This is a genomic window from Cryptosporangium arvum DSM 44712 (assembly GCF_000585375.1).
Classification (GTDB): domain Bacteria; phylum Actinomycetota; class Actinomycetes; order Mycobacteriales; family Cryptosporangiaceae; genus Cryptosporangium; species Cryptosporangium arvum.
The window spans coordinates 5,365,250-5,388,955 of the sequence record NZ_KK073874.1; the positions used below are offsets into that span (position 1 = coordinate 5,365,250).

The following is a 23,706-nucleotide window of genomic DNA, read 5'->3' on the forward strand; positions in this document are numbered from 1 at the left end:
ACGAAATAGTGCCCGACGCCGGGCAACCCGGCGCCGGGCACAGCCCTCTAGGGAGAGGAAGCGCGCAGAAATCCCGGAGGACGCGGCGTGAGCGAAGGATTCCGCGAGTACGTGGACGTGCGCCTGCCCGCGCTCCACCGGCTGGCGTACCTGCTGTGCCAGGACCGGCACCGCGCCGACGACCTGGTGCAGGACACGCTGGTCAAGCTGTACCTGAAATGGGACCGCGTCCGGGCCGCCACCGACGCCAACGCCTACGCGCGCACCACGCTGGTACGCACGTTCCTGAGCGAGCGCCGCACCAACTGGGCCCGCCGGGTCGTCCTGGTCGACCGCCTGCCGGACACCGCGTTCTCCTCCGATCCGGACACCGCCGACGCGGTCGCGGTCCGGGCCGCGCTCGCCGGGCTGCCTCCGCGCCAGCGCGCGGTGATCGCGCTGCGCTTCTACTCCGACCTGTCGGTCGAGGAGACCGGCCGGACGCTCGGCTGCTCCCCCGGCACGGTCAAGAGCCAGACCGCGAAGGGCCTCGCCGCACTCCGGCGCGCCCTTCCCCACGTCGAGCCGGACGGCGCCGCACCGGCCCGGGCGAGGAGCTGACGATGGACGAGTCCACGACCCGGATGCTGCTCGAACGGGTGCTCGCCCAGGCCCCGCCGCCCGCGCCCGTCGACTACGACCGGGTGGCCGCGCTGGCCACCGCGCGCCGGTCGGCCCTCCTGCGCTCGACGATCGCCGCCGCCGCGGTGCTCGTCCTGGTCGTCACCGTGACGGTCGCCGTGCTGACCGGCGGCGTCGAGGGCGACCGGGCCGCCCCGCCGGCGCTGAAACCGGCCGAGACGGAGCAGCGGGCCGCCGCGGACGGCCTGCCGGACAGCGCACCGGCCTGGTTCGACCCGGCCCGCAGCACGCTCACGATCGGCGGCCTGCCGGGCTCGATGCCCGACCGCGCGACCGCGAACCGCACCACCGACCTCGAGATCCGGGCCGCCGGCCGGGGCACGTCGCTGCGTGCCCGCGTCGGGGTGCGGGGCTACGACCTGTCCGAGCTGATCGGCGACGGCCCCGCGGCGAGCACCACCGGGCCGGCGATCGAGGGCCACCCGTCGGAGTGGGTGGACCAGGGCGACGAGCGCTACACGCTGGTCTGGCGGTGGGCCGAGGACGCGTGGGCCTCGGTGGCCACGACCGGGCTGCCCGACCCGCTGGCGCTCGCGACGACCGTCGCCACCTCGATGTCGGTGGACCTCGAGGCGCGCACCCGGCTCCCGTTCACGGTGACCACCCCGGACGGGTTCGAGCTCACCGAGGTCGACACCGGGTCGGCCCCGTCCGTGTCGATGGAGTTCACCGGCCCGTCGTCGACGATGCGCGTCACCGTGGAACCGCTCGGTGACGGCATCGGCGCGGCGACGGAGACGTTCCGGGGACGCCCGGCCCGGGTGGACGGCACCGCGATCGTGATGGCGGCGGGCGCGGTCAAGGTGACCGTCGCCTGCCGCGCGAAATACGACCCGTGCCGCGAGACCGCCGCGAGCGTCGACCCGATCGCCGACCTGGCGGACCCCGCGGCCTGGCCGCCGTACTCCCCGCGCTAGCGGGCCCACTCCGGGTCGCGGCCCAGGAAGCGCAGGAGCCGGGCCGCCGCGTCGTCGCCGGGCTCCGGGTCGAGCGCGGGGCCGAACGCGAACGCCCGCAGCGCTCCCGCGATCAGCTCGGCGACCGGGGTCAGGTGCGCGGCCAGCTCGGGCGCCAGCGGCGAGGGCTGACCGGTCGCCACCGCGACGTCCCACGCGTGCACGACGGCGTCGAGCGCGGCCGCGTCGACGACGGTCTCGGCCGGCAGCGGCCCGAGCGGTAACGGGCACGCCACCTCGGGCGTACCCGGCGCGACCGTGGCGAACGCCGCCGCGGCGGCGGCCAGCGCCGCGTCGAGATCGGTGGCGCCCGGCCGGCCCTCGGAGGGCGCGAACGGGTCCTCGGTCGGCCCCCCGCTGCCCGTGATCGCGGCCGCGTAGCCGAGCTGATCACCGGCGGCGTGCCGCACCACCTGGGCGACGTTCCACTTCTCGCACGGCGTGCGCAGCGCCCAGTCACTCTCCTCGATTCCGGCGACGACCGACCGCAGCGCCCCGTGAGCCTGCTCCAACACGGTCCACGACATCGCACAGCTCCCTAGTTTCGGAACGGAACCAATCGTTCCGTTCAGTGGTTCCACCCTAACGGAATGGATCGTTCCGTTCAAGAGCTATGCTGACTTCATGCCGAGCCTGAGCGGACGCCGCGCCGAAGCCGCGCGCAACGACCGGACGATCCTCGAAGCCGCCCGCGAGGTGTTCCTCCACGACCCGACCGCACCGATGTCCGCGGTCGCCGACGCCGCCCACGTCGGCATCGGCGCCCTCTACCGGCGCTACGCCGGCAAGGACGAGTTGCTCCGCACGCTCTGCGGCAACGGGCTCGCGCAGTTCGTCGCGATCGCCGAGGACGCCGCCGGGGTCGACGACCCGTGGGACGCGTTCGCCGGGTACGTCACCGGGATCGTCGAGGCCGACGTGCACTCGCTCACCGTCCGCCTGGCCGGGACGTTCACCACGACCGCGGAGCTGAGCGCGCTGGCCGGCCGGGCCGGGACGCTCGGCGACGCGCTGTTCGAACGCGCGCTGGCCGCCGGGGTGCTCCGCGGCGACCTGCGGCCCAACGACGTCACGATGGTCTTCGAACAGCTGGCCGCGATCCGCCTCGACGATCCCGCGCGCACCGCCGCCCTGCGCCGGCGCTACCTCACGCTCCTGCTCGACGCCCTCCGCCCCGCGGCCGCGGCGACCCCGCTGCCCGGCACCGCCCCCACCCCCGCTGAACTGGGCGAGCGCTGGCGCCGCCGCGAGTAGACGGCAGTTGTCGTGCTGCTCTAGCGTCGGCCGACGTGACTGCCAAGCGGCCGATGATCGACAACACCGACCCGCGGGCCGTGCGCACCCGGGAGAAGCTGCTGGCCGCGTTCCACGACGCGGTCCGCACGCAGGACCCGGCCCAGATGTCCGTGGCCGCGCTCACCCGCACCGCCGGGGTCAACCGCACCAGCTTCTACACGCACTTCGCGTCGCCCGAGGACCTCGCCGTGCACGCGCTCAGCGAGCTGTTCGACCTGGTCGGCAACGCCGACATCGTGCTGCGGTCGGCCGGTTCGGTGACCGGGGTGCAGGCCAGCCGGCGCGCGCTCACCGACGTCGTGGGGTTCGTCGCCGAGCGCCGCGCCTCGTACGTCCACCTGCTCGGGCCGGGCGCCGCGCCGACCGTCAAGAAAGCCATCACCGACGCCTACGTGCGGCGCACGATCGAGGCGTTGGAGCGCAACGAGAACCGCCCGCCCGACGTCGACCCGGTCGTCACCGCGCACTTCCTCGCCGGCGGGGTGCTCGGGGTGCTCGGCGGCTGGCTCGCGGCCGATCAGCCCGAGCGCTCCCCCGACGAGCTCGTCGAGGCCCTGATCCGCTGCCTACCGGCCTGGATCATCGCCGGCTGACGGCCACCTCTAAGGTGCGCACGTGCCACTCACCGACACCGACATCGCCGCCGCTCTCGCCGACGTCCTCGACGGCGACCTCACGCTCCCCTACCCCGGCGACTGGGGCATCGGCCCCGACGGCAACGGGCGCACCCGCGTCGCCGTCGACCCGGGCCTGTCCAGCATCGTCGTCGACCGCGCGGACGGCACCGTGCTGCTGGTCGGCCCGGACGGTGAGGAGTCGGTGATCAACAGCTCCCCGGACACGCTCGCGGAGTTCGCCGGGCGCTACAGCGCGGCGCTGGGCGCGGCGGCGGTGCCCGACGAGCAGGACGAGGCCGACGAGTACTGGGAGTCGCTCGGCGAGGAGCTGCTGGAGCGGTTCCGCGGCATCGACCCGGTGGCGGTCGAGGACGCGGAGAGCTTCTGGTCGGTGGCCGTCGAAGAACTCGGGTACGGCATGCACGCGCCGGGCTGACGCCTACGGTGAACGGGTGGACGTGCTCGACTCCGGCGGCGCGGACCGCCCACCCCGCCGTCGGCTGCCCCGGCGCCGGCCGCCCCGCCCGGAGCCGCTCCGCCCGGAGCCGCCCCGGCGGAAGCTGCCGCCCCGGGCGGGCTACGTGCTGCTGGTGGTCGCGGTCGCCGCGGTGCTCGCGACCGTCGTCCGGGCGAACTGGCCCTCGGACACGATCACCGGCGCCCGGCTGGTCACCACGCTCGGCGACGGCGGGGCCGGCATCGTGCGCAGCGTCGCGTTCAGCCCGGACAGCCGGCGGCTGGTGACCGGCGGCGACACCCGGCTGCCGACGCTCTGGGACGTGGCCGCGCGCCGGCCGCTGCGGACGTTCGAGGTGGACTACCGGCTTCCGGTCAGCAGCGTCGCGTTCAGCCCCGACGGGCGGACCGTCGCGTTCGTCGGCGGGCCGCTGCAGCTCTGGGACGTCGCGACCGGGGCCCGCCGGACCGGACCGGTGTCCGGCCAGGCTATCGGCGTCACCGCGGTCGCGTTCAGCCGCGCGGGCCGGATCGCGACGAGCGACACCGGCGGGAGCGTCTACCTCTGGGACGCGGCCACGCGCCGCGCCACCGGCCCGCCGATCGAGGTGTACGACATCGGCGACGTGCTCGACGTCGGGTTCTCGCCCGACGGCAGGCGGATCGCCACCGCGGGCGGCGACGGCGTCGTCGAGTTCTACGACGTCGAGACCCGGCGCCCCGCCGGCGGCGAGCTGATCGGGCACGAGGGCCCGGTGCTCGGGGTCTCCTGGAGCCCCGACGGCACGACGCTGGCCACCGCGGGCTCCGACGGCACCGTCCGGCTGTGGAGCGTCGCCGACCGCGAGCCGATCGGCGACCCGCTGACCGGCCACGCCGGGAGCGTGTACGAGGTCGCGTTCTCGCCCGACGGCCGGACGCTGGCCACCGCCGGTGAGGACGGCACCGCGCGGCTCTGGGACGTCGGCGACCGCGACCGGCTCCAGGTGCTGCGCGGACCCGGCAGCGCCGTGTACGACGTCGCGTTCTCGCCCGACGGCCGGATGCTGGCCACCGCGGGCACCGCCACCAGCCTCTGGGAACTGCGCCGCTAGGGCCGCCGGTCGAGGGTGCGGCTGAGCACCACCAGCAGCAGCGCGGCCACCGGGACCACGAGCAGACCGGTCCGCACCGAGTAGGCGTCGGCGAGCGCACCGATCATCGGCGGGGCCAGCAGGCTCCCGATCCGGGACACGCTGCCGACGAGGCTCAACCCCACCCCGGCGCTCAGTCCGGGCAGGGCGTCGGCGCCCCGCATCGCCGCCGGGATCATCGTGGCGATGCCCAGTCCGGCCGCGCCGAACGCCGCGATCGTGCCCACCGGCGACGGGAACGCCAGGGCCGCGCCGACGGCCACGCCGGCCAGCGCGGCGCCGGCCCCGGCGACCCGGGGATCGCCCCACCGGGTGACCAGGCGATCACCGACGAGACGACCCAGGGTCTGCATCGTCTGCAGCGCGGCGAACGCCAGGCCACCGACGGCCGGCGCGGCGCCGAGACCCTCGCGCAGGTACACCCCGCTCCAGGTCGCGCCGCTGTCCTCGATGCCCTGGGCGAGCGTGGCGACGCCCCCCAGCGCCAGGATGCCGGCGCCCAGCCGCCACCGCCGCGCCACCGCCGGCGCCCGGCCGGGCCGGACGACCGGAACGGCGGGCCGGTCGTCCGCGCCGGCGAGCAGGAACCGGGACGCGGCCGACGCGAGCAGCGCGAGCACGCCGGCCACGATCGCGAAGTGCACGGGCAGCGGCACGTCTCCGCCGGCGGCCGCGCTGCCGATCACTCCCCCGGTGACCGCACCGATGCTCCAGACGGCGTGCAGCGAGTTGAGGATCGAGCGGCGGTAGAGCCGTTCCACCCGGAGCGCGTGGGCGTTCTCCGCGATGTCGGCCACCGTGTCCAGCGAGCCCGCGACGAAGAGCGCGGCGGCCAGCGACCACCAGGATCCGGCCAGCCCGACGACGACGAGGTTCGCGCAGGCGCCGAGCGTCACGGCGGTGGCCACCCGCCCCGAGCCCCAGCGCTTGACGACCAGGCCCCCGCCGAAGCCGACGAGCAGCGCGCCGAGCCAGAACGCGGACACGGCCGCGCCCAGCGCCGCGTTCGACAGGTCCAGCTGCTCCTTCACGTCCGGGTACCGGGGGACGACGCTGGCGAAGACGGCGCCGTTGGTGAAGAACAGCGCGGCCACGGCCGCCCGGGCCCGCCGCGCGGCCGCGGCGGGGTGGGGTCCGCCGGGATGCTCGAGGGAGGTCACCGGCTGAGCCTGCCGCAGACGACCGGCGACACCGTCACCACACGCCGACCGGCCGCGCCCGCGACCGGCGCCGGCTACGCGCCGCGGGCCGCGGTGACGAACTCGGTCCAGCTCGCCGGGTCGATCGGGTACGCGGCGTACGCGGACGCGCGGTCGACCACGTCGCCCAGCTTGGCCGCGAACGCCTCCCCGGCGGCGGCCGGGGTGCCGACGACCGCGAACTCGTGCAGCATCGTGTCGTCGATCAGGCCGGCCATCGCGTCCCACCGGCCCTGCTTGGACAGCGCGGTCAGCTCCGGCTGGACGTCACCCCAGCCGTGCAGCTCCAGCACCGGCCGGTACGCCGGGGTGGAGGCGTAGAACGCGATCTGCTTCCTCGTACCGGCGATCGCCGCCGCCAGCGACGCGTCGTCGCGCCCGATCGCGACGAACGCGGGGCCGCAGATCGTGAACCCGGTCAGGTCGGGGCGTCCGCGCCGCAGCGCCGGCAGCGTGACCTCGTCGACGTAGCGCCGGGTGGTGAACGCGTGCAGGATGAACCCGTCCGCGACCTCGCCCGCGACCGCGGTCATCTGCTCACCCACGCCGGCCAGGTACACCGGCGGCGGCCCCCACTCGTGCGGCGAAGGCGCGAACATCGGCGTCATCAGCGTGTGCGTGTAGAACTCGCCGCGGAAGTCCAGCGGCGTGCCGTCCTGCCAGGCCGCCCAGATCGCCCGCAGCGCGAGCACGTACTCGCGCATGCGCGCCGCGGGGCGCGACCACGGCATCGCGAAGCGCCGCTCGATGTGGGCCTTGACCTGCGAGCCGAGGCCCAGCACGAACCGGCCCCGGCTGTAGCGGGCCAGGTCGTACGCGGTGCTCGCGAGGGTCATCGGCGAGCGGGCGAACGCGATCGCCACCGACGTGCCGACGCTGATCCGCGACGTGGCGTCGGCGACCCGCAGCGCGATCAGGAACGGGTCGTGGGTGGTCTCCGGGATCCACACCCCGTCGTACCCGGCGGCCTCGACCTCCCGGGCCCCCGCGGCCGTGGCCTCGAGGTCCCGCGGCAACCCTCCGTCGATGAGCACGATCAGACCCCACCGTCGACGACGAGCCGGTGCCCGTTCACGTACCCGGCGCTCACCAGGAACAGCACCGCCTCCGCGACCTCGCCGGCCGAGCAGACGTGCCCGTACGGCGACCGGCCGTCCAGCTCGCGGATGTCCGCGGCGCCCACGGTCGCGCGGGCCAGCCGGAACCCCATCTCGGTGTCGACCAGGCCGGGCGCGACCACGTTCACGTGGACGCCGTGCGCCGCCTCCTCGCGGGCGAGCGTGCGGGCCAGGGCCTCCACCGCGGCTTTGCCCATCGTGTACGGCGCTCCACCGGGCGGGGCCGTGTGCGCCGCGACGCTGGAGACGAAGACCAGGTCCGAGCGGGGCGCCCGGCGCAGGTGCGGGAGCGTGACCTGGGCCAGCCGGTGCGGCCCGAGCGCGTGCACGCGCAGCACCGTCTCGAGCTCGGCCGGGTCGGTGTCGACGACGGTGCGGCCCCGGCTGGCGATGCCGGCGTTGCTCACGACCAGGTCGAGCCCGCCGAGGTCGGCGACGGCGGAGGCCACGGCCGCGTCGACCTCGGCCGGTAGCGCGATCGAGGCCCGATAGGCCCGGCCGCGGACCCCGAGCTCCTCCACCGACGCGACGGTCTCCGCGGCGGCGGCCCCGTTGCGCACGTAGGTCACCGCGACGTCGGCCCCGGCCGCGGCGAGCGCCAGCGCGACGGCCCGCCCGATGCCGCGTCCGCCGCCGGTGACCAACGCGCGCCGGCCGGTCAGCTGATCCATGAGGGGCACCCTAGGCACCGACGAAGTTCGGCGGGCGCTTCTCCAGGAACGCCCGGGGTCCTTCGGCCGCGTCCCGCGACGCCATCACGCCGCGCCCGAGCGCCTCCTCGATCTCGAACGCCGACGCCTCGGGCAGCGTCTCGGTCTCGCGCAGCGTCGCCAGGATCGCCCGCACGGCCAGCGGCCCGTTGGCCGCGATGCGCCCGGCGATCTCGCGCGCCGTGGCCAGCGCCGTGCCGTCGGGCACCACGCGGTTGATCAGCCCGAGCTGGTAGGCCCGGGCGGCCGGGATGTCGGCGCCGGTGAGCAGCATCTCGGCCGCGACCGCGTACCCCATCTGGCGGCGCAGCCGCACCGCCGACCCGGCCATCGGGAACAACCCGCGCTGCACCTCGGTGACGCCGAAGACCGCGCTCTCGCCCGCCACCCGGATGTCCGTGCCCTGCAGGATCTCGGTGCCGCCGGCCCGCGCCACGCCCTCGGCGGCCAGGATGATCGGCTTGGTCGGTCGGTAGGTCTTCAGGTAGGCGGCCAGCGAGATGCCCGGCTCGTCCTGCAGCCGGGCGATCCACTCGTTGTCGCGCACGCCGGCACGCAGGCGCCCGATCTCGGCCAGGTCCATGCCGGCGCAGAACGTGGGGCCGCGGCCGGTCAGGATCGCCACCCGTAGCGTGTCGTCGGCGTCCAGGCGCTTCCACGCGTCCAGCAGCCGGCACAGCACCTCGGCGTTCGTGGCGTTGCGCTTCTCCGGGCGGTTGAGGGTGACGGTCAGGACGGGCCCCTCGGCCTCCACCAGCACCAGCGGCGAATTCATCGTGCACCTTTCGAATCCTCGAGATGACCGCGGATCGCGGCTCCGATGGCCGGGGAACGCAGGATCTCGGCGAACGCGGCGCCTTCCCGCCGCCGGGCCTCGGCGACGAGGCCCCGCCGCGACGCCACGATCAGCGCCTTGGTGGCCCGCACCGAGGCCGCCGGGTGCGCGGCGATCGTGGCCCCGAGCGCGAGCGCGGCCGGGAGCAGGTCCTCGGCCGGGTACCGCGCCAGCGCCAGACCGCAGGCCACGGCGTCGGCCGCCGAGATCCAGTCCGACGTCAGGAGCGCCGCGGTCGCCCGCTGGACGCCCATCCGCTCGGGCAGCAGGTAGCTGCTGGCCGCCTCCGGCACGACCCCCATCTGCGTGAACGGCGCCCGGAGCCGCGCGGTCTCGGACACCAGCACCAGGTCGCAGTGCGCCAGCAGCGTGAGCCCGAGACCGACGCCGGCCCCGTTCACCGCGGCGATCAGCGGCTTGCCGAACGCCACCACCGAATCCAGGAAGACGTCGAACGGCGGACCGTCGGCGCCCTCGGCGGCGTTAGCCATCTCGGCCAGATCGGTGCCCGCCGTGAACGACCGGCCGGCGCCGGTGAGCACGACGACGCCGATCGTGTCGTCCCGGTCGGCCGCGTCGAGCGCGGCGGCGGCGGCCCGGTACAGCGCCGCGTCGAACGCGTTCGCACGGTCCGGCCGGTCGAACGTCACCACCCGCACCCGGCCGTGGTCCTCGATCCGAACTCGACCTTCCGAAGCAGCGGTCACCCGGGTCCTTCCGCTTGACGCAACACTGTGATTACACCGTAATCTAGAACGCGTTCTTGCAACGACGAAAGGGTCGGATGTGACAACGTTCGTCGAGTCGACCGTTCGGTTCCCGTACAAGCGGTCGTTAGGCCCGGTCATCGGGCACTTCATGACGCAGCTGACCGAGAAGCGCCTGGTCGGCATCCGCTCGGGCGAGCGGGTGATCGTCCCGCCGCTGGAGTGGGACCCCGACACCGCCGAGACGCTCGCGCCGGACTTCGTCGAGGTGGGGCCGGCCGGCACCGTGCGCTCCTGGTGCTGGGTCGCCCGGCCCTCCGAGCAACACCCGCTCAGCCACCCGTTCGCGTTCGCGTTGATCCAGCTCGACGGGGCCGACACCACGCTGCTGCACGCGGTCGACGCCGGTGACGCCGCCGCGATGGAGACCGGCATGCGGGTGGCGCCCCGCTGGCGGGCCCGGCGCGTCGGCCACATGACCGACATCGAGGCGTTCGTTCCGGGCGAGGAGCCGGAGGTGCCCGCCGACGATCAGGGCGCGGCGCCGGAGCCGGTCACGATGATGAATTACGACGCCCAGATCGCGTACACCACGCCGGTCCCGGAGACCCAGCTCGTCTTCGCGAAGGCGTTCGCGCAGGGGCGGATCGTCGGTCTGCAGTGCCCGAACTGCAACCGGATCTACACCGGGCTCCAGCAGGCCTGCCCGGTCTGTGCGATCCCGCTGAACGCGAGCCACGAGCTCGAGCTGCCGCAGACCGGCACGATCACGACGTTCACCGTCATCACCCCGGTGCAGTACCCCGGGCAGACCGAGACCGAGCCGTTCGCCCGCGTCCACGTGCTGTCCGACTCCGCCGACGCCGTGCACGCCTACCAGCCGGTGGTGGACCTCCCCAACGCCGACGTCCGCCCCGGGCTGCGCGTCCGAGCTGTCTGGACCGACCTGGACGACGGCACGAAGGAGCTCGCCGGCTGGACCCCCACCGGCGAACCCGACCTCGCCGACCCGACGATCGTGAATCGGATCTTCTGATGACTGAACCAGTAGCGATCGTCGGCTGGAGCCTCACCCCGATGGTCCGCCGCACCGACAAGTCCGAGGCCCGGCTGCTCTTCGACGTCGTCACCGGCGCGACCGAGGACGCCGGCATCACCCGCGCCGACGTCGACTTCTCCTGCGCCGGCTCCTGCGACTACGTCGCCGGGCAGGCGTTCTCGTTCGTGCAGAACATCGACGCGGTCGGCGCCTGGCCGCCGAAACGCGACTCGCACGTCGAGATGGACGGCGCCTGGGCGCTCTACGAGGCCTGGGTGCGCCTGCAACTCGGCGACATCGACGTCGCGATCGCGATGGGCTCCGGCCGGTCGTCGACCGCGGACCCGGCGACGATCTACCCGATGGAGATGGACCCCTACTACCTGGCTCCGCTGGGCGCGGACGCGCTCTCGTTCGCCGCGCTGCAGGCCCGCGTCCTGCTCGACGCCGGGCTGATCACCGAGCGGCAGCTGGCCGAGATCGCCGCCCGCGCCCGGCGCGACGCGCGTGACAACCCGTACGCGCAGGTCTCCGGCGAGTTCGACGTCGACGCGCTGCTCAAAGAGGACTTCGTCCGCTCTCCGCTGCGCCGCCACGACCTGTCGCCGATCACCGACGGTGCCGCCGCGGTCGTCATCGCGCGCGGCGACAAGGCCCGCGAGCTCACCGACCACCCGGTCTGGATCACCGGCTTCGCGCACTCGGCCGAGCCGCACCAGCCGGGCGTGCGTGACCTGACGACCTCGAAGTCGGCCACGCGGGCCGCGAAGGCCGCCGGCGCCGACCAGGGCCCGATCGAGGTGGCCGAGCTGCAGACCGCGTTCACCCACGAGGAGCCGCTGCTGGCGGCGGCGATGGGCCTCGAAGGAGTGCCGGTCAACCCGTCGGGCGGCCCGCTGGCCGCCAACCCGGTGATGGCCACCGGGCTCGTCCGCGTCATCGAGGCGGCCCGGGCGATCCGCGACCACGGCAGGCAACGAACACTCGCGCACTCGACGTCAGGCCCGTGCCTGCAGCAGAACCTCGTCTGCGTGTTGGAGGGATCCCGGTGAGCAGCAAGCCCTGCGCCATCGTCGGCATCGGCCAGACCCACCACAAGACCCGCCGCTGGGACGTGTCGCTCGGCGGCCTGGTCCGCGAGGCCGCCACCCGCGCGCTCGAGGACGCCCAGCTGACCTGGGCCGACATCGACGCGGTCGTGCTCGGCAAGGCGCCCGACCTGTTCGAGGGCGTGATGAAGCCCGAGCTGTACCTCACCGACGCGCTCGGCGCCGCGGGCAAACCGATGTTCCGGGTGCACACCGCCGGGTCGGTCGGCGGCACCACCGGCATCGTGGCCTCGCACCTGGTCGAGTCGGGCGTCCACAAGAACGTTCTGGCGGTGGCCTACCAGAAGCAGTCGGAAGGCAACGCGCAGTTCGCGCTGGGGTCGGGGAAGGGCGCGTCGCTGGGCGCCGGTGGGGCGTTCGCGCCGTACATGCGCGCGTACATCCACCAGACCGGCGCCCCGGCCGACATCGGGCCGATGGTCGCGGTGAAAGACCGCCTCAACGCGCTGAAGAACCCCTACGCGCACCTGAAGCTCAAGGACATCAGCGTCGAGAAGGTCAAGGACTCCCCGATGATGTGGGAGCCGGTACGTTACCTCGAGTCGTGCCCGTCGTCGGACGGCGCGTGCGCGGTCGTGTTCACCGACGAGGCGGGCGGCAAGGCGGCGGCCTCGGACGGGCGCCCGCCGGCCTGGGTGCTGGCGTCCGCGGTGCGTTCGGAGCCGTCGTCGTTCCCCGGGCGCGACCCGGTCTGGTCGCAGGGCGCGGCGGACTGCGCGGCCGACATCTACCAGGCGGCCGGCCTCACCCGCCCGCGCGAGCAGATCGACTGCGCCGAGCTCTACGTGCCGTTCAGCTGGTACGAACCGATGTGGTTGGAGGCCCACGACCTCGCCGACCGCGGTGAGGGCTGGAAGATGGTCGAGCGGGGCGACACCGCGCTCGACGGCGCGTTCCCGGTGAACATGTCCGGCGGGGTGCTCTCCAGCAACCCGATCGGCGCGTCCGGCCTGCTCCGGTTCGCCGAGGCCGCGCTCCAGGTGCGCGGGATGGCCGGTGAGCACCAGGTCGAGGGCGCGAAGATCGCGCTGGCCCAGGCCTACGGGGCGTCCGCGCAGTACTACAGCATGTGGCTGGTCGGCAGCTCACTGGATCCGGTCGGTTGATGCCCACCGCGGACGAGATCGTCCGCGCCGCCGTCGAGATCCTGTACGAGCAGGGTCTCGACGCGGTGAGCATGCGCACGGTCGCCGCCCGGCTGGGGGTGTCCCCGGTGCCGCTCTACAGCCGGGTCGGCAACAAGGAGGCGCTGCTCGACGCGGTGGCCGACACCGTGCTCGCCGACGTCGCGCCCGCGCACGAACCCGGCGAAGCCTGGCAGGACTACACCGTCCGCTGGGCCTCGACACTGCGTGACCGCCTCACGACGATCCCCGACATCCGTCGGCTGCTCAGCCTGCACCGCTCCTCGCTCGTTCCCGCCGCCACCGCCCTCGTCGCGACCCTGCGTGACGAGGGCGGGTTCGGCGGCCGGGGCGCGATCGAGGCCGTGCAGCTGCTGTCGTGGGCGACGATCGGCTACGCGGTACTCGGGCACCCACCCGACGAGCAGCCCCGGCGCGGCCCGTCCACGGTGACGAGGGACCAGGCCGACCACCTGTTCGACCTGCACATCAAATACCTGGTGCAGGGTCTGGAGCGGGACCGGCCGCGTACCGGCTGACCCCGCGCAGGAACGCGACGGTCTCGTCCTCCCGGTTGGTCTCCTCGCCGGTCGACGTGCCGTAGGCGCGGTTCGCCGAGAGCTTCACGATCGTCGCGCGGCTCGGCGGATCCACGTACACGAACTGGTTGTAGACGCCGATCGCGCTGAACTCGCCCCGGTTGCCCTCGGGCAGCCACCACTGGTAGCCGTAGCCCAGGTTGACCCGCTCGCCGCCGACGACCGGCTGCCAGGGCGCGAGGTGCGGGGCCGCCACCACGGTGGAGTCGCGGACCCAGCCGGCCGGCACGATCTGCGCACCGTTCCAGCGTCCGCCGTTGCGGTAGAGCTCGCCGATCCGTGCGTAGTCGCGCGCGGTGAGGTTGAGCCCGCCGTACGCCACCTCGGTGCCGGCCGAGTCGGCCAGCCAGAACCCCGGCGACTCGAACCCGAGCGGCTCGACGAGCTTCTCCTGCATGTACCCGGTGAGCGAGCGCCCGGTCGCGTGGGCGATCAACGCGCCGAGCACCTGGGTCTCACCGGAGTTGTACCGGCAGATCGTGCCGGGCCGGGCCTCACGGGCCATCGTCGCGACGAAGTCGTCGAGCGTGCCGAAACCGGCGAGCGCGGCGTTGAGCCGGAAGACGTCGGACCCGGGGTCGGAGTAGTCCTCGTTCCACCGCGCGCCCGACGACATCCGCAGCACGTCACGGATGCTGACGCCGTCGTAGGCCGACCCCGGCGCGACCGGCACGTACGCGCTGATCGGCTCCTCGACCCCGGTGAGGTGACCCTCGGCGAGCGCGATGCCGACGAGCGCGGAGACGAAGCTCTTCGCCACCGACATCGACAGCCACGGCACGTCCGGCCCACCGGTGAGCCAGTAGCTCTCGTGGCGCACGGCCCCGTCGACGAGCACGAGCAGCGCGGCGGTGTCGGTCGCGGTGAGGAACTCGTCGGTGGAGCGGGCCCGGCCGCGGTACTCGTAGGTGTCCGGGAGCCCCACCGGGTCGCCCGGCGGCCAGGCGGACGGCGCCGCGGACGGCGCCAGGTCGCGGCTGGGCGCGAAGTCGTTCATCCGGCAGAAGTTCTCGTGCTGCGGCACCCCGGTGAACAGTCCGACGTCGACGATGGACTTGGCCATTGATCCAGTTAACAGGAAGTCATGGCGATCGGCAGCCGACCGTGGTCGACCCGGTGGTTCCGGCACCGCATCCGGCGGTGGGCGGCGGCCCGCTCCGGGTCCGGGAACGACACCTCGACCGTGGCCCGGCAGGTGTGGCCGGCCGATCTCCGCCGGCAGTCGTGCCGCTGCGTCCGCAGCTCGCCGCTCCGATGCGGACCGCCGGCGACGCCCCACCGGTACACCGCCCAGGTGCCGTCGGCGTCGCGGGTGTCGAGGCGGTAGACCCAGGACTCGGTGGCGGGTGCGCGGTCCGAGGGGCCGGACACGATCGTCAGCAGCAGAGCCGCGGTGATCAGCGCCAGCACCGCACCGGCCGCCGCTCGGGCTCGGAGCATCGTCATCGGGTGCCGAGCGTAGGCGAGGACACACCTACGGGAGGACCCTCCCGTCTGGGGGCATCGGCACGTTGAACGGCGTCACGACTTGAATGTTCGACGACGTCGAGCCGACCGGGCCCGGCAGCGCACCGTGCGTGCGCAGCAGCAGCTGGCAGGCCCGCCGCACGTCCTGGTGCAGGTCGTGGTGGAGCACCGCGGAGAGGGCGCCGTCACGCAGGAGCCGCCGGTTGTCGGCGTCGAGGTCGTGAGCGATGAACACCGGCCGGTGCGCCCCGAACGCCTCGACGATCGCCGCGTTCCCACCGCCGACCGAGTACACCGCCGCGATGTCGCGCCGGGGCAGCCGCCCGACCAGGCCGCGCATCGTCGCGTCGAGCCCGTCGCTGTTGTCGATCTCGACGACGTTCCGGTTCGGCAGGGCCCGCCGGAAGCCGGCCTTGCGCTGGTCCTCGCCGTGGAAGTAGCCGCGGCTGAGCGTCAGGAGCACGTCGCCGGGCCGGTCGCCGAGCCACTGGGCGATCAGGTACGCGGCGGTGGCCCCCGCGGCCCGGTTGTCGATGCCGACGTAGGCCACCCGCCGGGTGCCGGGCAGGTCGGTGGCCAGCGTCAGCACCGGGACGCCCGCGTCGGCGAGGTCGTCGGCCGCCCGCCGCACGCCGGCCACGTCGGGGCCCTTCAGGATGACGCCGTCCGAGCCGCGCCGCCGGATGCGCCCGAGCGTGGTGACCAGCTCCTCCGGCGTCCCGGTCTCGCGCAGGTGGTAGCGCACCCGGATACCGGCCGGGCGGAGCAGCGGCAACTCCGCGTCGAACGCCCGGCGCACGGCCGCGGAGAACCGCTCCGGCGTCTGCATGACGAGGTCGACGAGGAACGTGCGCCCGGTGAGCCGCACCTGGGTGCGCTGGCGCTCCAGGTCGGCGATCGCGCGGTGCACGTCGTTCGTCGTGTCGGGGCGGACGCCGCCGCGGTCGTTCAAGACGCGGTCGACCGTGGCCTCGCTGAGCCCCGCCTGCCGGGCGATCTCCCGGATGCGGAACGCGTGGCCCACGGCGGCCTCCGTTGAGGGGTTTTTGAGGGATCCGGCCGCTTGATTATCCGGGGCACTTTTCTACGCTGCAAGGTGTCGAAGGGAACGCCCATGTGGTTTTCGCACGGCGACTGCCGGGTCGAGCATCTCGCCGCACTGGTGGACACGAAGACATCATCCGACGATTATCCGTTCGCCTCGTCGATCGAGGAGAACGTGCTGATCTACGACGCGAATCGGCTGCCGGATCCGGTCGAACTGTCCCGGGCCCTTTCCGAGGGCCCCGGCGTCGTCATGATCACCGGCGCGTTCGCCGACCTGTCGATCGTCGATCGCGCGACCGCGGTTTTCGACGCGATCATCGCGGATCAGCCAGCGGGCGGTGATCATTTCGCCCCGCCGGGCGCGAACGACCGGGTATGGAACGCGCTGGAGAAGCTTGCGCTACGTGCCCCGGACGTGTTCGCCGAGTACTACGCGAACGACGTCGTCGCGCGGGTCGCGACCGCGTGGCTCGGCCCGGGATATCAGGTGACCTCGCAGGTCAATGTGGTCAATCCCGGGGGTGCCGCGCAGAACGGCCACCGCGACTACCACCTCGGGTTCATGTCCGCCGCGCAGGCCGCACGCTACCCCGCCGCGGTGCACAGCCTCTCGCCGCGGCTGACGCTGCAGGGCGCGGTGGCGCACTGCGACATGCCGGTGGAGAGCGGACCGACGATGTACCTGCCCCATTCGCAGAAGTACGAGCCGGGTTACCTGGCGATCGGAAGACCGGAATTCCAGGAGTACTTTCAGGAGCATCACGTGCAATTACCGTTGCGTAAAGGGGACGCGGTGTTCTTCAACCCCGCGCTGATGCACGCCGCCGGGACGAATCGCTCCGCCGGGGTCCGGCGAATGGCGAACCTGTTGCAGATCTCGTCGGCCTTCGGGCGGGCGATGGAAAGCGTGGATCGGGAGCGGATGTGCACCGCGGTCTATCCGTTCCTGATCGGAATGGCCGACCCGGAGAACGTGATCGCGGCCACCGCGGAGGGGTACGCGTTTCCCACGAACCTCGATCGGGACCAGCCGGTGGACGGGCTCGCCCCGCCCAGCCAGGCCGACGTGGTGCGCCGGGCGGTGGCCGAGCAGTGGCCACCCGACGCGCTGCGTGACCGGCTCGCCGCCCACTCCGCGCGGCGGCGGTGATCACGATGCGCCTCGGACTGATCGGACTCGGTCGCATCGGACGATTCCACGCCGGGCTGCTGCGCGGCCTGCCCGCGGTCAAGGACCTGGTGGTCACCGACCTCGACGCGGCGCTGACCGCGCAGGTCGCGGCGTCGCTGGACGCCGAGCCCGCGGCCTCACCGGAAGCGCTGCTGGCGGCGGGCGTCGACGGCGTCGTGATCGCCACCTCGACGCCGACGCACGCCCCGCTGGTGGTCGCGGCGGTGGCCGCCGGTATCCCGGCGTTCTGCGAGAAACCGCTGGCCACGACCGCGGCCGGCGGAGCCGCGCTGGTGCGTGAACTGACCGGCGCCGACGTGCCGGTGCAGGTCGGCTTCCAGCGGCGTTTCGACCCCGCGATGGCCGTCGTGCACGACGCCGTGCGGCGCGGGGAGCTCGGGTGGCTGCACACCGTCCGGTCCACGACGATGGACCCGGCGCCGCCGCCCCAGGCCTACATCGCCGCGTCCGGTGGCATGTACCGCGACTGCGGCGTGCACGACTTCGACATCCTGCGCTGGGTCACCGGCCGTGAGGTCGCCGAGGTGTACGCCACCGGCAGCAACAAGGGCGCTCCGTGGTTCACCGAGGTCGGTGACGTCGACACCTCGACCGCCGTGCTGACGTTCGACGACGGCACGCTCGGTCTGGTGTCGAACACCCGCTACAACGCGCGGGGGTACGACGTGCGCCTGGAGGTGCACGGGTCGGCCGACAGCGTCGCGGCCGGTTGGGAGCCGCGGGTGCCGGTGCGCCCGGCCGACGCCGACGGGTTCGTGCCCGCCGACACCCCGCACCAGTTCTTCATGGACCGCTTCGCCGAGGCGTACCGCCGCGAGTTCGAGGCGTTCACCGAGGTGGTGGCCGGTACCCGCCCGTCGCCCTGCACGATGGCCGACGCGCTGGAGGCCGACTGGATCGCCGAGGCGTGCGTCCGCTCGGCCGCCGAACGACGCCCGGTCACGCTGGCGGAGGTGCGCGGCTAGCCGGGGTCCGGCCGGGGTCCTGCTCGCCGGACCTCGATTCAGCGGGCCCGGTTCGGCGGGCCCGGTTCGGCGGGCCCGGTTCGGCGGGCCCGGACCGCGGTTCAGCGGGCCAGCGCCGCGAGGATGACGTCGCGGGCGGCGCGGACGGTGGCGTCGCGGGCGGCGCGGTCGCGGCCGATGCGTTCGGCGCCGGCCCGCATCGCACCGGAGAGCAGCTCGACCGTGAGCCCGACGTCGCCGACGTCACGGAACTCGCCCCGCGCGACGCCGTCCCGGACGACGCTCTCCACCTCGGCCACGATCGCGTGGAACGGGTTCGCCGGTCCCCTGGGCATCGCGTCGACCAGGGGGCCGGAGCCCGGCCGGAACATCGGCTGCAGCGCCGGGTCGGTGGACGCGTCGAGCACCGCCTCGACGATCTCACCCATCCGGTCGGCCGCCGGGTCGCCGGCCCGCGCGGCGATCGAGGCCACCCGGTCGAGCGCGGGCCGGGCCGCGCGCTCGGTCAGGGCCAGCACCAGCGCGCTCTTGTCCCCCGCGTAGTTGTAGAGCGTGTTGCGCGCGAGCCCGGCCCGCGACGCGATGTGGCCCATCGTGATCGACTCGTAGTCGCGCTCGAGCATCAGCTCACGCACCGCCGCCGCGAGGTCGGCCCACACCCGCTCGTGGTGCTCCTCGATGCTGGCCCCGCGGATCCGCGGCACCTAGCGCACCCCGGCCGCGAGGTGCGCGTTCTCCTGGTAGGACGCGGTGAGCGCCACCCGGCGGAACCGCCAGCCGTCGGCCGTCCGCACCGCCTCGTTGTCGTAGAAGCCGACCACCAGCCAGCGGTTCGGCCCCTCGCCGGGAAGCCAGTGCTCGGCCCGGACGTGCGCGTGAACCGTCGCGCGGTCCCCGTCGACCGTGACGACGTGCCCGGTGATCGCGTGGTGGGTCGCCAGGAAGGGCGCGAAACTCGCGCGCAGGATCTCGACGTAGTCGCCGAGCGGCAGGGTCATCGGCGGGATGCCGGCGACCGATTCGAAGTCGAGCGTGACCGGATCGGTGAAGACGAGGCCGGGCAACTCGTCGTACTCCTTCTGGTCCGCGATGTCGGCATACCGCCCGAACAACTCGACGATCTCAGCGTGGGCGTCCATGGGAGCTCCTTTTAACGACAACTTGTCGTAAACAATACGACAGGTTGTCGCAATCAGGTAGTGCGGGGCCGACGGGTGGGGTTGAGCATCGAGGCGAGCTACGGCCCGGTCCGGTGAGCCGCTGAGGGCGACCGCCGGTTACGCCTGGTTACCGGGCGACGGGCGAGACGAACGAATGCGGACGGTCCGCCCGGTGGACGTGACACATCGCGGCCAGCGTCATGTGAGCCGATCGGCGGCATCCTTGTTCGCCGAGTCGCACGGAGACCTCGACAACGGCGAACACGTAGCCGAGGCGCGTCCACATTGGCGTCCCAGACCGCGAACCACGGAAGGGCGGGCGTGACGCGGCAGGTGTGACGGGGCAGATGTGGCGGGGCAGATGTGGCGGGGCAGGCGCGGCGGGGCAGGCGCGGCGGAGCAGGCGCGGCGGAGCAGGTGTGGCAGAGCAGGGCAGCCCGGGCGGGCGCGGCAGAGCGAGCGCGGCAGGGCGGGGCGCCGCGGGACAGGCGCGGCGGAGCAGGCGCGGCGGAGCAGGCGCGGCGGAGCAGGTGTGGCAGAGCAGGGCAGCCCGGGCGGGCGCGGCAGAGCGAGCGCGGCAGGGCGGGGCGCCGCGGGACAGGCGCGGCAGCCGGGCGGGACAACCCCTGGCGGGCATGGCGGGGCAGGCGCGACGGGGCGGGCGCAATGGGCGTGGCGGAGCAGGCGCGGCAGGGCGGGGCGGGACAACCCCTGGCAGGCGCGGCGGGACAGGCGCGGCGGGACAGGCGCGGCGGGGAGGTCGCCGCTGAGCCTGGCGCGCGGCTCGCGGAGCGCGGCCACCGGATCTGCCGGGCCCGCCCCGCCGCAGGAGGTCGGCAGGGATCCGACCTCGTCGTCCAGTCGCGGCCGACCTGTCCGGGCGCGTCGCAGACGAACTCCGGGCGACTTCAGCCGGTTCGATCGGGCACCGGGCAACAAGGCCGCGGGGCCGAGCGCTGACACCGGAGCGGCGAACTCTCGCCGTGGCACCGGCTCGAGGTCTCGGACGGCGATGAGCAGGACGCCGGCGAGAGCCGAGTGCGTGGTCGCCACCGTCGCCGTGTGCGTACGGCTGGACTCGGCGACCACCCGGCCGCAGCTCGCGCAGGCCCCGACCGAGCCGAGCACACCCGGCTTGTGCAGCGAGGAGTTCGGCCGGGCAAGTGGAACGGTGCAGGTTGCCCGTGGATCCGCGAGAACGAGCAGTCCGCCCCGGAGCGGCTGTTCGAGCGGCAAACGGCCGTCGGCACCCGCCGAGATCAGCGGCACCCTCCAGGTCAGCGGCGCCCTCCAGGTCAGCGGCGCCCTCCAGGTCAGTGGCACCCTCCAACGCCAGCAGCGCCCGCCAACGCCAGCAGCGCCCTCGAACCCAGGCGCCCCGGAGGCGATGAGCTCCACCGCGGCTTCGAGCCCGGCCGACGCCCCCTACGACCGCCCACCACTCCCCTCTGCGGCCGACAGCGGCATTCCCCACCCCCGGCGAATCCGGAAGCCACATCGGAAAGCGCTCTGCGCCCACGCCCCCACCATCAACAAACCATTGTGTACCTGCTCCCAAATGTAGTACACCTACTACATGCAGGCCGACACCACGATTGATGTGCGTGACTTACGGATGCGCTACGGGGACACCGACGTACTGACCGGGGTCTCGTTCACTGCCCTCCGGGGCGAGGTCCTCGTCCTGCTCGGCCCGAACGGCGCCGGCAAGACCACCACGATCGAGATCCTGGAAGGGTTCCGGAGGCGGTCGGCCGGGGAGGTGCGGGTGCTCGGCGCGGACCCGGCGCGCGGTGGGGAGAGCTGGCGCGCCCGCGTCGGCATCGTGCTGCAGTCCTGGCGCGACCACAGCAAATGGCGGGTCCGGGAGCTGCTCGAGCACCTGAGCCGCTACTACCGGGCGTTCGCCGGCGACCGCCGCCCGTGGAACGTCGACGATCTGCTGGCCGCGGTCGGCCTGTCCGCCCAGGCCGGCCTCAAGATCAGCAGCCTCTCCGGCGGCCAGCGACGCCGGTTCGACGTGGCGGTCGGCATCATCGGCCATCCCGAACTGCTCTTCCTCGACGAGCCGACCGCGGGTTTCGACCCCGAGGCCCGCCGCGAGTTCCACGACCTCGTGCACGAGATCGCCGACGACGACACCACGATCCTGCTGACCACGCACGACCTGGACGAGGCCGAGAAGCTCGCCGACCGGATCCTCATCCTGTGCGGCGGCACGATCATCGCCGACGGCTCGGCCGACGCGCTGACCCGGCGGATCTCCACCCAGGCCGAGGTGCGCTGGCGCGTCGGCGGCACCCGCTACGTGCACGCCACCGACGACGCGACCGCGTTCGTCCGCGGGCTGTTCCGGCAGCACGACGACGGGATCACCGACCTCGAGGTGCGCCGGGCCAGCCTCGAGGACACCTACATGACGATGGTGCGGCAGTTCGAAGCCGGACGCCGCGACACCGCGGTCCGCGAGTTCTCGGAGGTGGCGTCGTCGTGAACCCCACTCTGAACGCCGTCCGGGCCGGGACGTCACGTGGTCTGATCGAGCTGCGCCAGACCCTGACGACGCCGATGGACCTGTGGAACCACGTGTTGCCCAGCGTCATCTACCTGGTCGTCATGTACTTCACCCGTGGCGACACCGTGCCGGGCACGGACTTCTCGCTCGGGGCCCGGACGCTGCCCAGCCTGATGGGCATGACGATCGTCTTCAGCGGACTGTCGACGATGATGATGTCGCTCGCGGTCGAGCGCGAGGACGGCACGCTGCTGCGGGCCAAGGCCGTGCCGAGCGGCATGGTCGGGTATCTCGTCGGCAAGATCGTGCTGGTGTCGTCGATGACGGTCGTCAACATCGCGATCATCCTGGTGCCGAGCCTGTTCCTGCTCGACGGGCTGGCGATCGGCAGCGTCACCGGGTGGTTGACGCTCGCCTGGGTGCTGGTGCTCGGCCTGGTGGCGACGCTGCCGCTGGGCGCGGTGCTCGGCGCGCTCATCGACAACCCGCGCAACGGCGGCCTCGCGATCCTGCCGATCATGGCGCTCATCGCGATCTCCGGGATCTTCTACCCGCTCGACGGTTACCCGGACTGGCTGGCGGCGCTCGGGCGGGTGTTCCCGGTGTACTGGCTGGGCCTCGGGATGCGGTCGGCACTGCTGCCCGACAGCATGGCGGCGGTGGAGCACGCGGGGTCGTGGCAGCACCTGGAGACGCTCGGCGTCCTGGGGGCCTGGGCGATCGCCGGACTGCTCGCGGCGCCTATCGTTCTGCGCAGGATGGCCCGCAGGGAGTCCGGTTCCGCCGTGATCGCACGGCGGGAGCGGGCTCTGCAGCGGGCCGCGTGAGGAAACCGGGCGGCGAGCCGCGCGAGGAAATCCGGCGGCGGGCCGCGTGAGGAAACCCGGCGGCCAGCCGCCCGAGGGGAACATGGACAAGAACGAGGCCATTTACAACCGGATCGCGATGCTCCGGGCCGAACGGGGCATCTCCCGGCGCGACCTGGCCGAGGCGCTCGGGGTGCACTACCAGACGGTCGGCTACCTCGAGCGCGGTGAGTACAGCCCGTCGCTGCACCTCGCGCTGCGGATCGCCGACTACTTCGAGGTAGCGGTCGAGGTCGTCTTCTCCACCGCCCCGTTCCCCCGCCTCGGCGGTTCCCGCCAGTCGGCGTAGCGGCGGGTCAGCGGGCCAGGCCCGCGATCAGGAAGCCGACCACGCGACGGGCGTCGTAGCGCGGATCGTTGCCGATGCAGAGGTTGCCGACCGCGTACAGCAGCTCGAACGGGTCGACGTCGTCGCGGATCTCGCCGGCCGCGGCCGCGGCGGCGATCAGCTCGCCGCAGACCGGCTGGAGGCGGTCGAGGAAGTACGCGTGCAGCGACTGGAACCCCGCCTCGTCGGACTGCAGCGCGGTCGCCAGGCCGTGCTTGGTGACCAGGAAGTCGACGAACTTCTCGATCCAGCGGCCGAGCGCCGCGTGCGGCGTCTCGCTCGACTCCAGCAGGGCGGGCCCGGCGGCGGCGGTCGCCTCCACCTGGTGGCGGTAGACCGCGATGATCAGGTCCGACCGGGTCGGGAAGTGCCGGTAGATCGTGCCCATGCCGACGCCGGCCTTGGCCGCGATGTCACGCACCGGAGCGTCCACGCCCGAAGAGACGAAAACGGCCGCCGCCGCGTCGAGCAGCGTCTCCTCGTTCCGCCGTGCGTCAGCCCGCTTCGCCATGGGCCCATGGTGCCCCACGACCTGCCCTGTTGCTAAACGGAACAATGCTCCGTATGTTTGTGGAACAACGCTCCGC

General features: G+C 73.4%; 27 protein-coding genes. 15 read left to right on the forward strand and 12 right to left on the reverse strand.

Annotated elements, in window-relative coordinates; translation table 11 throughout:
• Positions 1-87 precede the first annotated feature (87 nt).
• Complete coding sequence (locus CRYAR_RS24385) at positions 88-600, forward strand: SigE family RNA polymerase sigma factor (protein ID WP_035855445.1); 513 nt, start codon at positions 88-90, stop codon at positions 598-600.
• Positions 601-602: 2 nt separating this feature from the next.
• Positions 603-1,598, forward strand: coding sequence for a hypothetical protein (locus CRYAR_RS24390; protein WP_035855448.1), 996 nt, complete (start codon positions 603-605; stop codon positions 1,596-1,598).
• Here the strand turns inward: CRYAR_RS24390 and CRYAR_RS24395 are convergent.
• Positions 1,595-2,164, reverse strand: coding sequence for a TIGR03086 family metal-binding protein (locus tag CRYAR_RS24395; protein WP_035855449.1), 570 nt, complete (start codon positions 2,162-2,164; stop codon positions 1,595-1,597). The genes CRYAR_RS24390 and CRYAR_RS24395 overlap by 4 nt on opposite strands.
• Positions 2,165-2,261: 97 nt before the next feature.
• Here CRYAR_RS24395 and CRYAR_RS24400 point away from each other — a divergent pair, with 97 nt between their 5' ends.
• The 4 genes from CRYAR_RS24400 to CRYAR_RS24415 are packed head-to-tail and all read left to right on the forward strand — an operon-like array spanning position 2,262 to position 5,100.
• Positions 2,262-2,891 carry a TetR/AcrR family transcriptional regulator gene (locus CRYAR_RS24400; protein WP_035855450.1) on the forward strand — a complete coding sequence of 210 codons (630 nt, stop codon included), beginning with the start codon at positions 2,262-2,264 and terminating at the stop codon, positions 2,889-2,891.
• 35 nt (positions 2,892-2,926) lie between these two features.
• A complete protein-coding gene (locus CRYAR_RS24405; protein ID WP_035855451.1) occupies positions 2,927-3,526 on the forward strand; it encodes a TetR/AcrR family transcriptional regulator in 600 nt (199 codons plus the stop codon).
• A 22-nt stretch (positions 3,527-3,548) separates the two neighbouring features.
• Complete coding sequence (locus CRYAR_RS24410) at positions 3,549-3,986, forward strand: SUKH-4 family immunity protein (protein WP_051570897.1); 438 nt, start codon at positions 3,549-3,551, stop codon at positions 3,984-3,986.
• Positions 3,987-4,002: 16 nt separating this feature from the next.
• Positions 4,003-5,100 (forward strand): WD40 repeat domain-containing protein, encoded by a 1,098-nt coding sequence (locus CRYAR_RS24415; RefSeq protein WP_051570898.1) that lies wholly within the window; start codon positions 4,003-4,005, stop codon positions 5,098-5,100.
• Here the strand turns inward: CRYAR_RS24415 and CRYAR_RS24420 are convergent.
• From CRYAR_RS24420 to CRYAR_RS24440, 5 genes are all read right to left on the reverse strand, one after another.
• Positions 5,097-6,299, reverse strand: a complete 1,203-nt coding sequence (locus CRYAR_RS24420; protein WP_051570899.1) for an MFS transporter — start codon at positions 6,297-6,299, stop codon at positions 5,097-5,099. The two genes, CRYAR_RS24415 and CRYAR_RS24420, sit on opposite strands and share 4 nt — an antisense overlap.
• A gap of 74 nt (positions 6,300-6,373) precedes the next feature.
• Entirely contained in the window at positions 6,374-7,372 is a 999-nt protein-coding gene (locus CRYAR_RS24425; protein ID WP_035855454.1) for an LLM class F420-dependent oxidoreductase, read from the reverse strand.
• 2 nt (positions 7,373-7,374) lie between these two features.
• Positions 7,375-8,127: an SDR family NAD(P)-dependent oxidoreductase gene (locus tag CRYAR_RS24430; protein ID WP_035855455.1), complete on the reverse strand. Its 753-nt coding sequence runs from the start codon at positions 8,125-8,127 to the stop codon at positions 7,375-7,377.
• Between the two features lie 10 nt (positions 8,128-8,137).
• Complete coding sequence (locus CRYAR_RS24435; protein ID WP_035855456.1) at positions 8,138-8,941, reverse strand: crotonase/enoyl-CoA hydratase family protein; 804 nt, start codon at positions 8,939-8,941, stop codon at positions 8,138-8,140.
• Positions 8,938-9,708: an enoyl-CoA hydratase/isomerase family protein gene (locus CRYAR_RS24440; protein WP_051570900.1), complete on the reverse strand. Its 771-nt coding sequence runs from the start codon at positions 9,706-9,708 to the stop codon at positions 8,938-8,940. Before CRYAR_RS24440 ends, CRYAR_RS24435 begins: the two co-directional genes overlap by 4 nt.
• A 79-nt stretch (positions 9,709-9,787) precedes the next feature.
• Between CRYAR_RS24440 and CRYAR_RS24445 the strand changes: the two genes are divergently transcribed.
• Genes CRYAR_RS24445 through CRYAR_RS43585 form a run of 4 tightly spaced genes read left to right on the forward strand, consistent with a single transcriptional unit; the run spans position 9,788 to position 13,519 of the window.
• Positions 9,788-10,744 (forward strand): Zn-ribbon domain-containing OB-fold protein, encoded by a 957-nt coding sequence (locus CRYAR_RS24445; RefSeq protein WP_035855457.1) that lies wholly within the window; start codon positions 9,788-9,790, stop codon positions 10,742-10,744.
• Positions 10,744-11,799 (forward strand): lipid-transfer protein, encoded by a 1,056-nt coding sequence (locus CRYAR_RS24450; RefSeq protein WP_035855459.1) that lies wholly within the window; start codon positions 10,744-10,746, stop codon positions 11,797-11,799. The genes CRYAR_RS24445 and CRYAR_RS24450 overlap by 1 nt, the downstream gene beginning before the upstream one ends.
• Complete coding sequence (locus CRYAR_RS24455) at positions 11,796-12,962, forward strand: thiolase domain-containing protein (RefSeq protein WP_035855460.1); 1,167 nt, start codon at positions 11,796-11,798, stop codon at positions 12,960-12,962. Before CRYAR_RS24450 ends, CRYAR_RS24455 begins: the two co-directional genes overlap by 4 nt.
• Positions 12,962-13,519: a TetR/AcrR family transcriptional regulator gene (locus CRYAR_RS43585; RefSeq protein WP_051570901.1), complete on the forward strand. Its 558-nt coding sequence runs from the start codon at positions 12,962-12,964 to the stop codon at positions 13,517-13,519. The genes CRYAR_RS24455 and CRYAR_RS43585 overlap by 1 nt, the downstream gene beginning before the upstream one ends.
• Here the strand turns inward: CRYAR_RS43585 and CRYAR_RS24465 are convergent.
• Genes CRYAR_RS24465 through CRYAR_RS24475 form a run of 3 tightly spaced genes read right to left on the reverse strand, consistent with a single transcriptional unit; the run spans position 13,470 to position 16,070 of the window.
• Positions 13,470-14,642 carry a serine hydrolase domain-containing protein gene (locus CRYAR_RS24465; RefSeq protein ID WP_051570902.1) on the reverse strand — a complete coding sequence of 391 codons (1,173 nt, stop codon included), beginning with the start codon at positions 14,640-14,642 and terminating at the stop codon, positions 13,470-13,472. The genes CRYAR_RS43585 and CRYAR_RS24465 overlap by 50 nt on opposite strands.
• Before the next feature lie 8 nt (positions 14,643-14,650).
• On the reverse strand, positions 14,651-15,025 hold the full coding sequence (locus tag CRYAR_RS24470; RefSeq protein ID WP_035855461.1) for a hypothetical protein: 375 nt from the start codon (positions 15,023-15,025) through the stop codon (positions 14,651-14,653).
• A 28-nt stretch (positions 15,026-15,053) separates the two neighbouring features.
• On the reverse strand, positions 15,054-16,070 hold the full coding sequence (locus CRYAR_RS24475) for a LacI family DNA-binding transcriptional regulator (RefSeq protein WP_035855462.1): 1,017 nt from the start codon (positions 16,068-16,070) through the stop codon (positions 15,054-15,056).
• Positions 16,071-16,160: 90 nt separating this feature from the next.
• Between CRYAR_RS24475 and CRYAR_RS24480 the strand changes: the two genes are divergently transcribed.
• Both CRYAR_RS24480 and CRYAR_RS24485 read left to right on the forward strand, forming a co-directional pair.
• Positions 16,161-17,243: a phytanoyl-CoA dioxygenase family protein gene (locus tag CRYAR_RS24480; RefSeq protein WP_035855463.1), complete on the forward strand. Its 1,083-nt coding sequence runs from the start codon at positions 16,161-16,163 to the stop codon at positions 17,241-17,243.
• A gap of 5 nt (positions 17,244-17,248) precedes the next feature.
• Positions 17,249-18,250 carry a Gfo/Idh/MocA family protein gene (locus CRYAR_RS24485; RefSeq protein ID WP_035866192.1) on the forward strand — a complete coding sequence of 334 codons (1,002 nt, stop codon included), beginning with the start codon at positions 17,249-17,251 and terminating at the stop codon, positions 18,248-18,250.
• 101 nt (positions 18,251-18,351) lie between these two features.
• On the opposite strand, the gene CRYAR_RS24490 is transcribed toward CRYAR_RS24485, so the two are convergent.
• Together CRYAR_RS24490 and CRYAR_RS24495 are read right to left on the reverse strand one after the other, a co-directional pair.
• Positions 18,352-18,954 carry a TetR/AcrR family transcriptional regulator gene (locus CRYAR_RS24490; RefSeq protein WP_035855464.1) on the reverse strand — a complete coding sequence of 201 codons (603 nt, stop codon included), beginning with the start codon at positions 18,952-18,954 and terminating at the stop codon, positions 18,352-18,354.
• On the reverse strand, positions 18,955-19,389 hold the full coding sequence (locus CRYAR_RS24495) for a nuclear transport factor 2 family protein (RefSeq protein WP_035855465.1): 435 nt from the start codon (positions 19,387-19,389) through the stop codon (positions 18,955-18,957). It lies immediately after the preceding gene.
• Between the two features lie 1,597 nt (positions 19,390-20,986).
• Between CRYAR_RS24495 and CRYAR_RS24500 the strand changes: the two genes are divergently transcribed.
• From CRYAR_RS24500 to CRYAR_RS24510, 3 genes are all read left to right on the forward strand, one after another.
• Positions 20,987-21,904 (forward strand): ABC transporter ATP-binding protein, encoded by a 918-nt coding sequence (locus tag CRYAR_RS24500; RefSeq protein WP_157018030.1) that lies wholly within the window; start codon positions 20,987-20,989, stop codon positions 21,902-21,904.
• The gene (locus tag CRYAR_RS24505) at positions 21,901-22,752 is read left to right on the forward strand and encodes an ABC transporter permease (protein ID WP_035855467.1); all 852 of its coding nucleotides are present in this window, start codon (positions 21,901-21,903) and stop codon (positions 22,750-22,752) included. The genes CRYAR_RS24500 and CRYAR_RS24505 overlap by 4 nt, the downstream gene beginning before the upstream one ends.
• 82 nt (positions 22,753-22,834) lie before the next feature.
• Positions 22,835-23,080, forward strand: coding sequence for a helix-turn-helix transcriptional regulator (locus CRYAR_RS24510; RefSeq protein ID WP_035855468.1), 246 nt, complete (start codon positions 22,835-22,837; stop codon positions 23,078-23,080).
• 7 nt (positions 23,081-23,087) lie between these two features.
• Here CRYAR_RS24510 and CRYAR_RS24515 read toward each other — a convergent pair whose 3' ends face one another.
• Positions 23,088-23,630, reverse strand: a complete 543-nt coding sequence (locus tag CRYAR_RS24515; protein WP_035855477.1) for a TetR/AcrR family transcriptional regulator — start codon at positions 23,628-23,630, stop codon at positions 23,088-23,090.
• Positions 23,631-23,706 lie beyond the last annotated feature (76 nt).

Excerpts from the sequence above, each read along its gene's own strand:
- CRYAR_RS24435 (WP_035855456.1), bottom strand. The coding sequence starts at position 8,941 with ATGAATTCGCCGCTGGTGCTGGTGGAGGCCGAGGGGCCCGTCCTGACC.
- CRYAR_RS24390 (WP_035855448.1), top strand. The coding sequence starts at position 603 with ATGGACGAGTCCACGACCCGGATGCTGCTCGAACGGGTGCTCGCCCAG.
- CRYAR_RS24470 (WP_035855461.1), bottom strand. The coding sequence starts at position 15,025 with ATGACGATGCTCCGAGCCCGAGCGGCGGCCGGTGCGGTGCTGGCGCTG.
- CRYAR_RS24485 (WP_035866192.1), top strand. The coding sequence starts at position 17,249 with ATGCGCCTCGGACTGATCGGACTCGGTCGCATCGGACGATTCCACGCC.
- CRYAR_RS24395 (WP_035855449.1), bottom strand. The coding sequence starts at position 2,164 with ATGTCGTGGACCGTGTTGGAGCAGGCTCACGGGGCGCTGCGGTCGGTC.
- CRYAR_RS43585 (WP_051570901.1), top strand. The coding sequence starts at position 12,962 with ATGCCCACCGCGGACGAGATCGTCCGCGCCGCCGTCGAGATCCTGTAC.
- CRYAR_RS24495 (WP_035855465.1), bottom strand. The coding sequence starts at position 19,389 with ATGGACGCCCACGCTGAGATCGTCGAGTTGTTCGGGCGGTATGCCGAC.
- CRYAR_RS24500 (WP_157018030.1), top strand. The coding sequence starts at position 20,987 with ATGCAGGCCGACACCACGATTGATGTGCGTGACTTACGGATGCGCTAC.
- CRYAR_RS24400 (WP_035855450.1), top strand. The coding sequence starts at position 2,262 with ATGCCGAGCCTGAGCGGACGCCGCGCCGAAGCCGCGCGCAACGACCGG.
- CRYAR_RS24480 (WP_035855463.1), top strand. The coding sequence starts at position 16,161 with ATGTGGTTTTCGCACGGCGACTGCCGGGTCGAGCATCTCGCCGCACTG.
- CRYAR_RS24430 (WP_035855455.1), bottom strand. The coding sequence starts at position 8,127 with ATGGATCAGCTGACCGGCCGGCGCGCGTTGGTCACCGGCGGCGGACGC.
- CRYAR_RS24465 (WP_051570902.1), bottom strand. The coding sequence starts at position 14,642 with ATGGCCAAGTCCATCGTCGACGTCGGACTGTTCACCGGGGTGCCGCAG.
- CRYAR_RS24450 (WP_035855459.1), top strand. The coding sequence starts at position 10,744 with ATGACTGAACCAGTAGCGATCGTCGGCTGGAGCCTCACCCCGATGGTC.
- CRYAR_RS24515 (WP_035855477.1), bottom strand. The coding sequence starts at position 23,630 with ATGGCGAAGCGGGCTGACGCACGGCGGAACGAGGAGACGCTGCTCGAC.
- CRYAR_RS24510 (WP_035855468.1), top strand. The coding sequence starts at position 22,835 with ATGGACAAGAACGAGGCCATTTACAACCGGATCGCGATGCTCCGGGCC.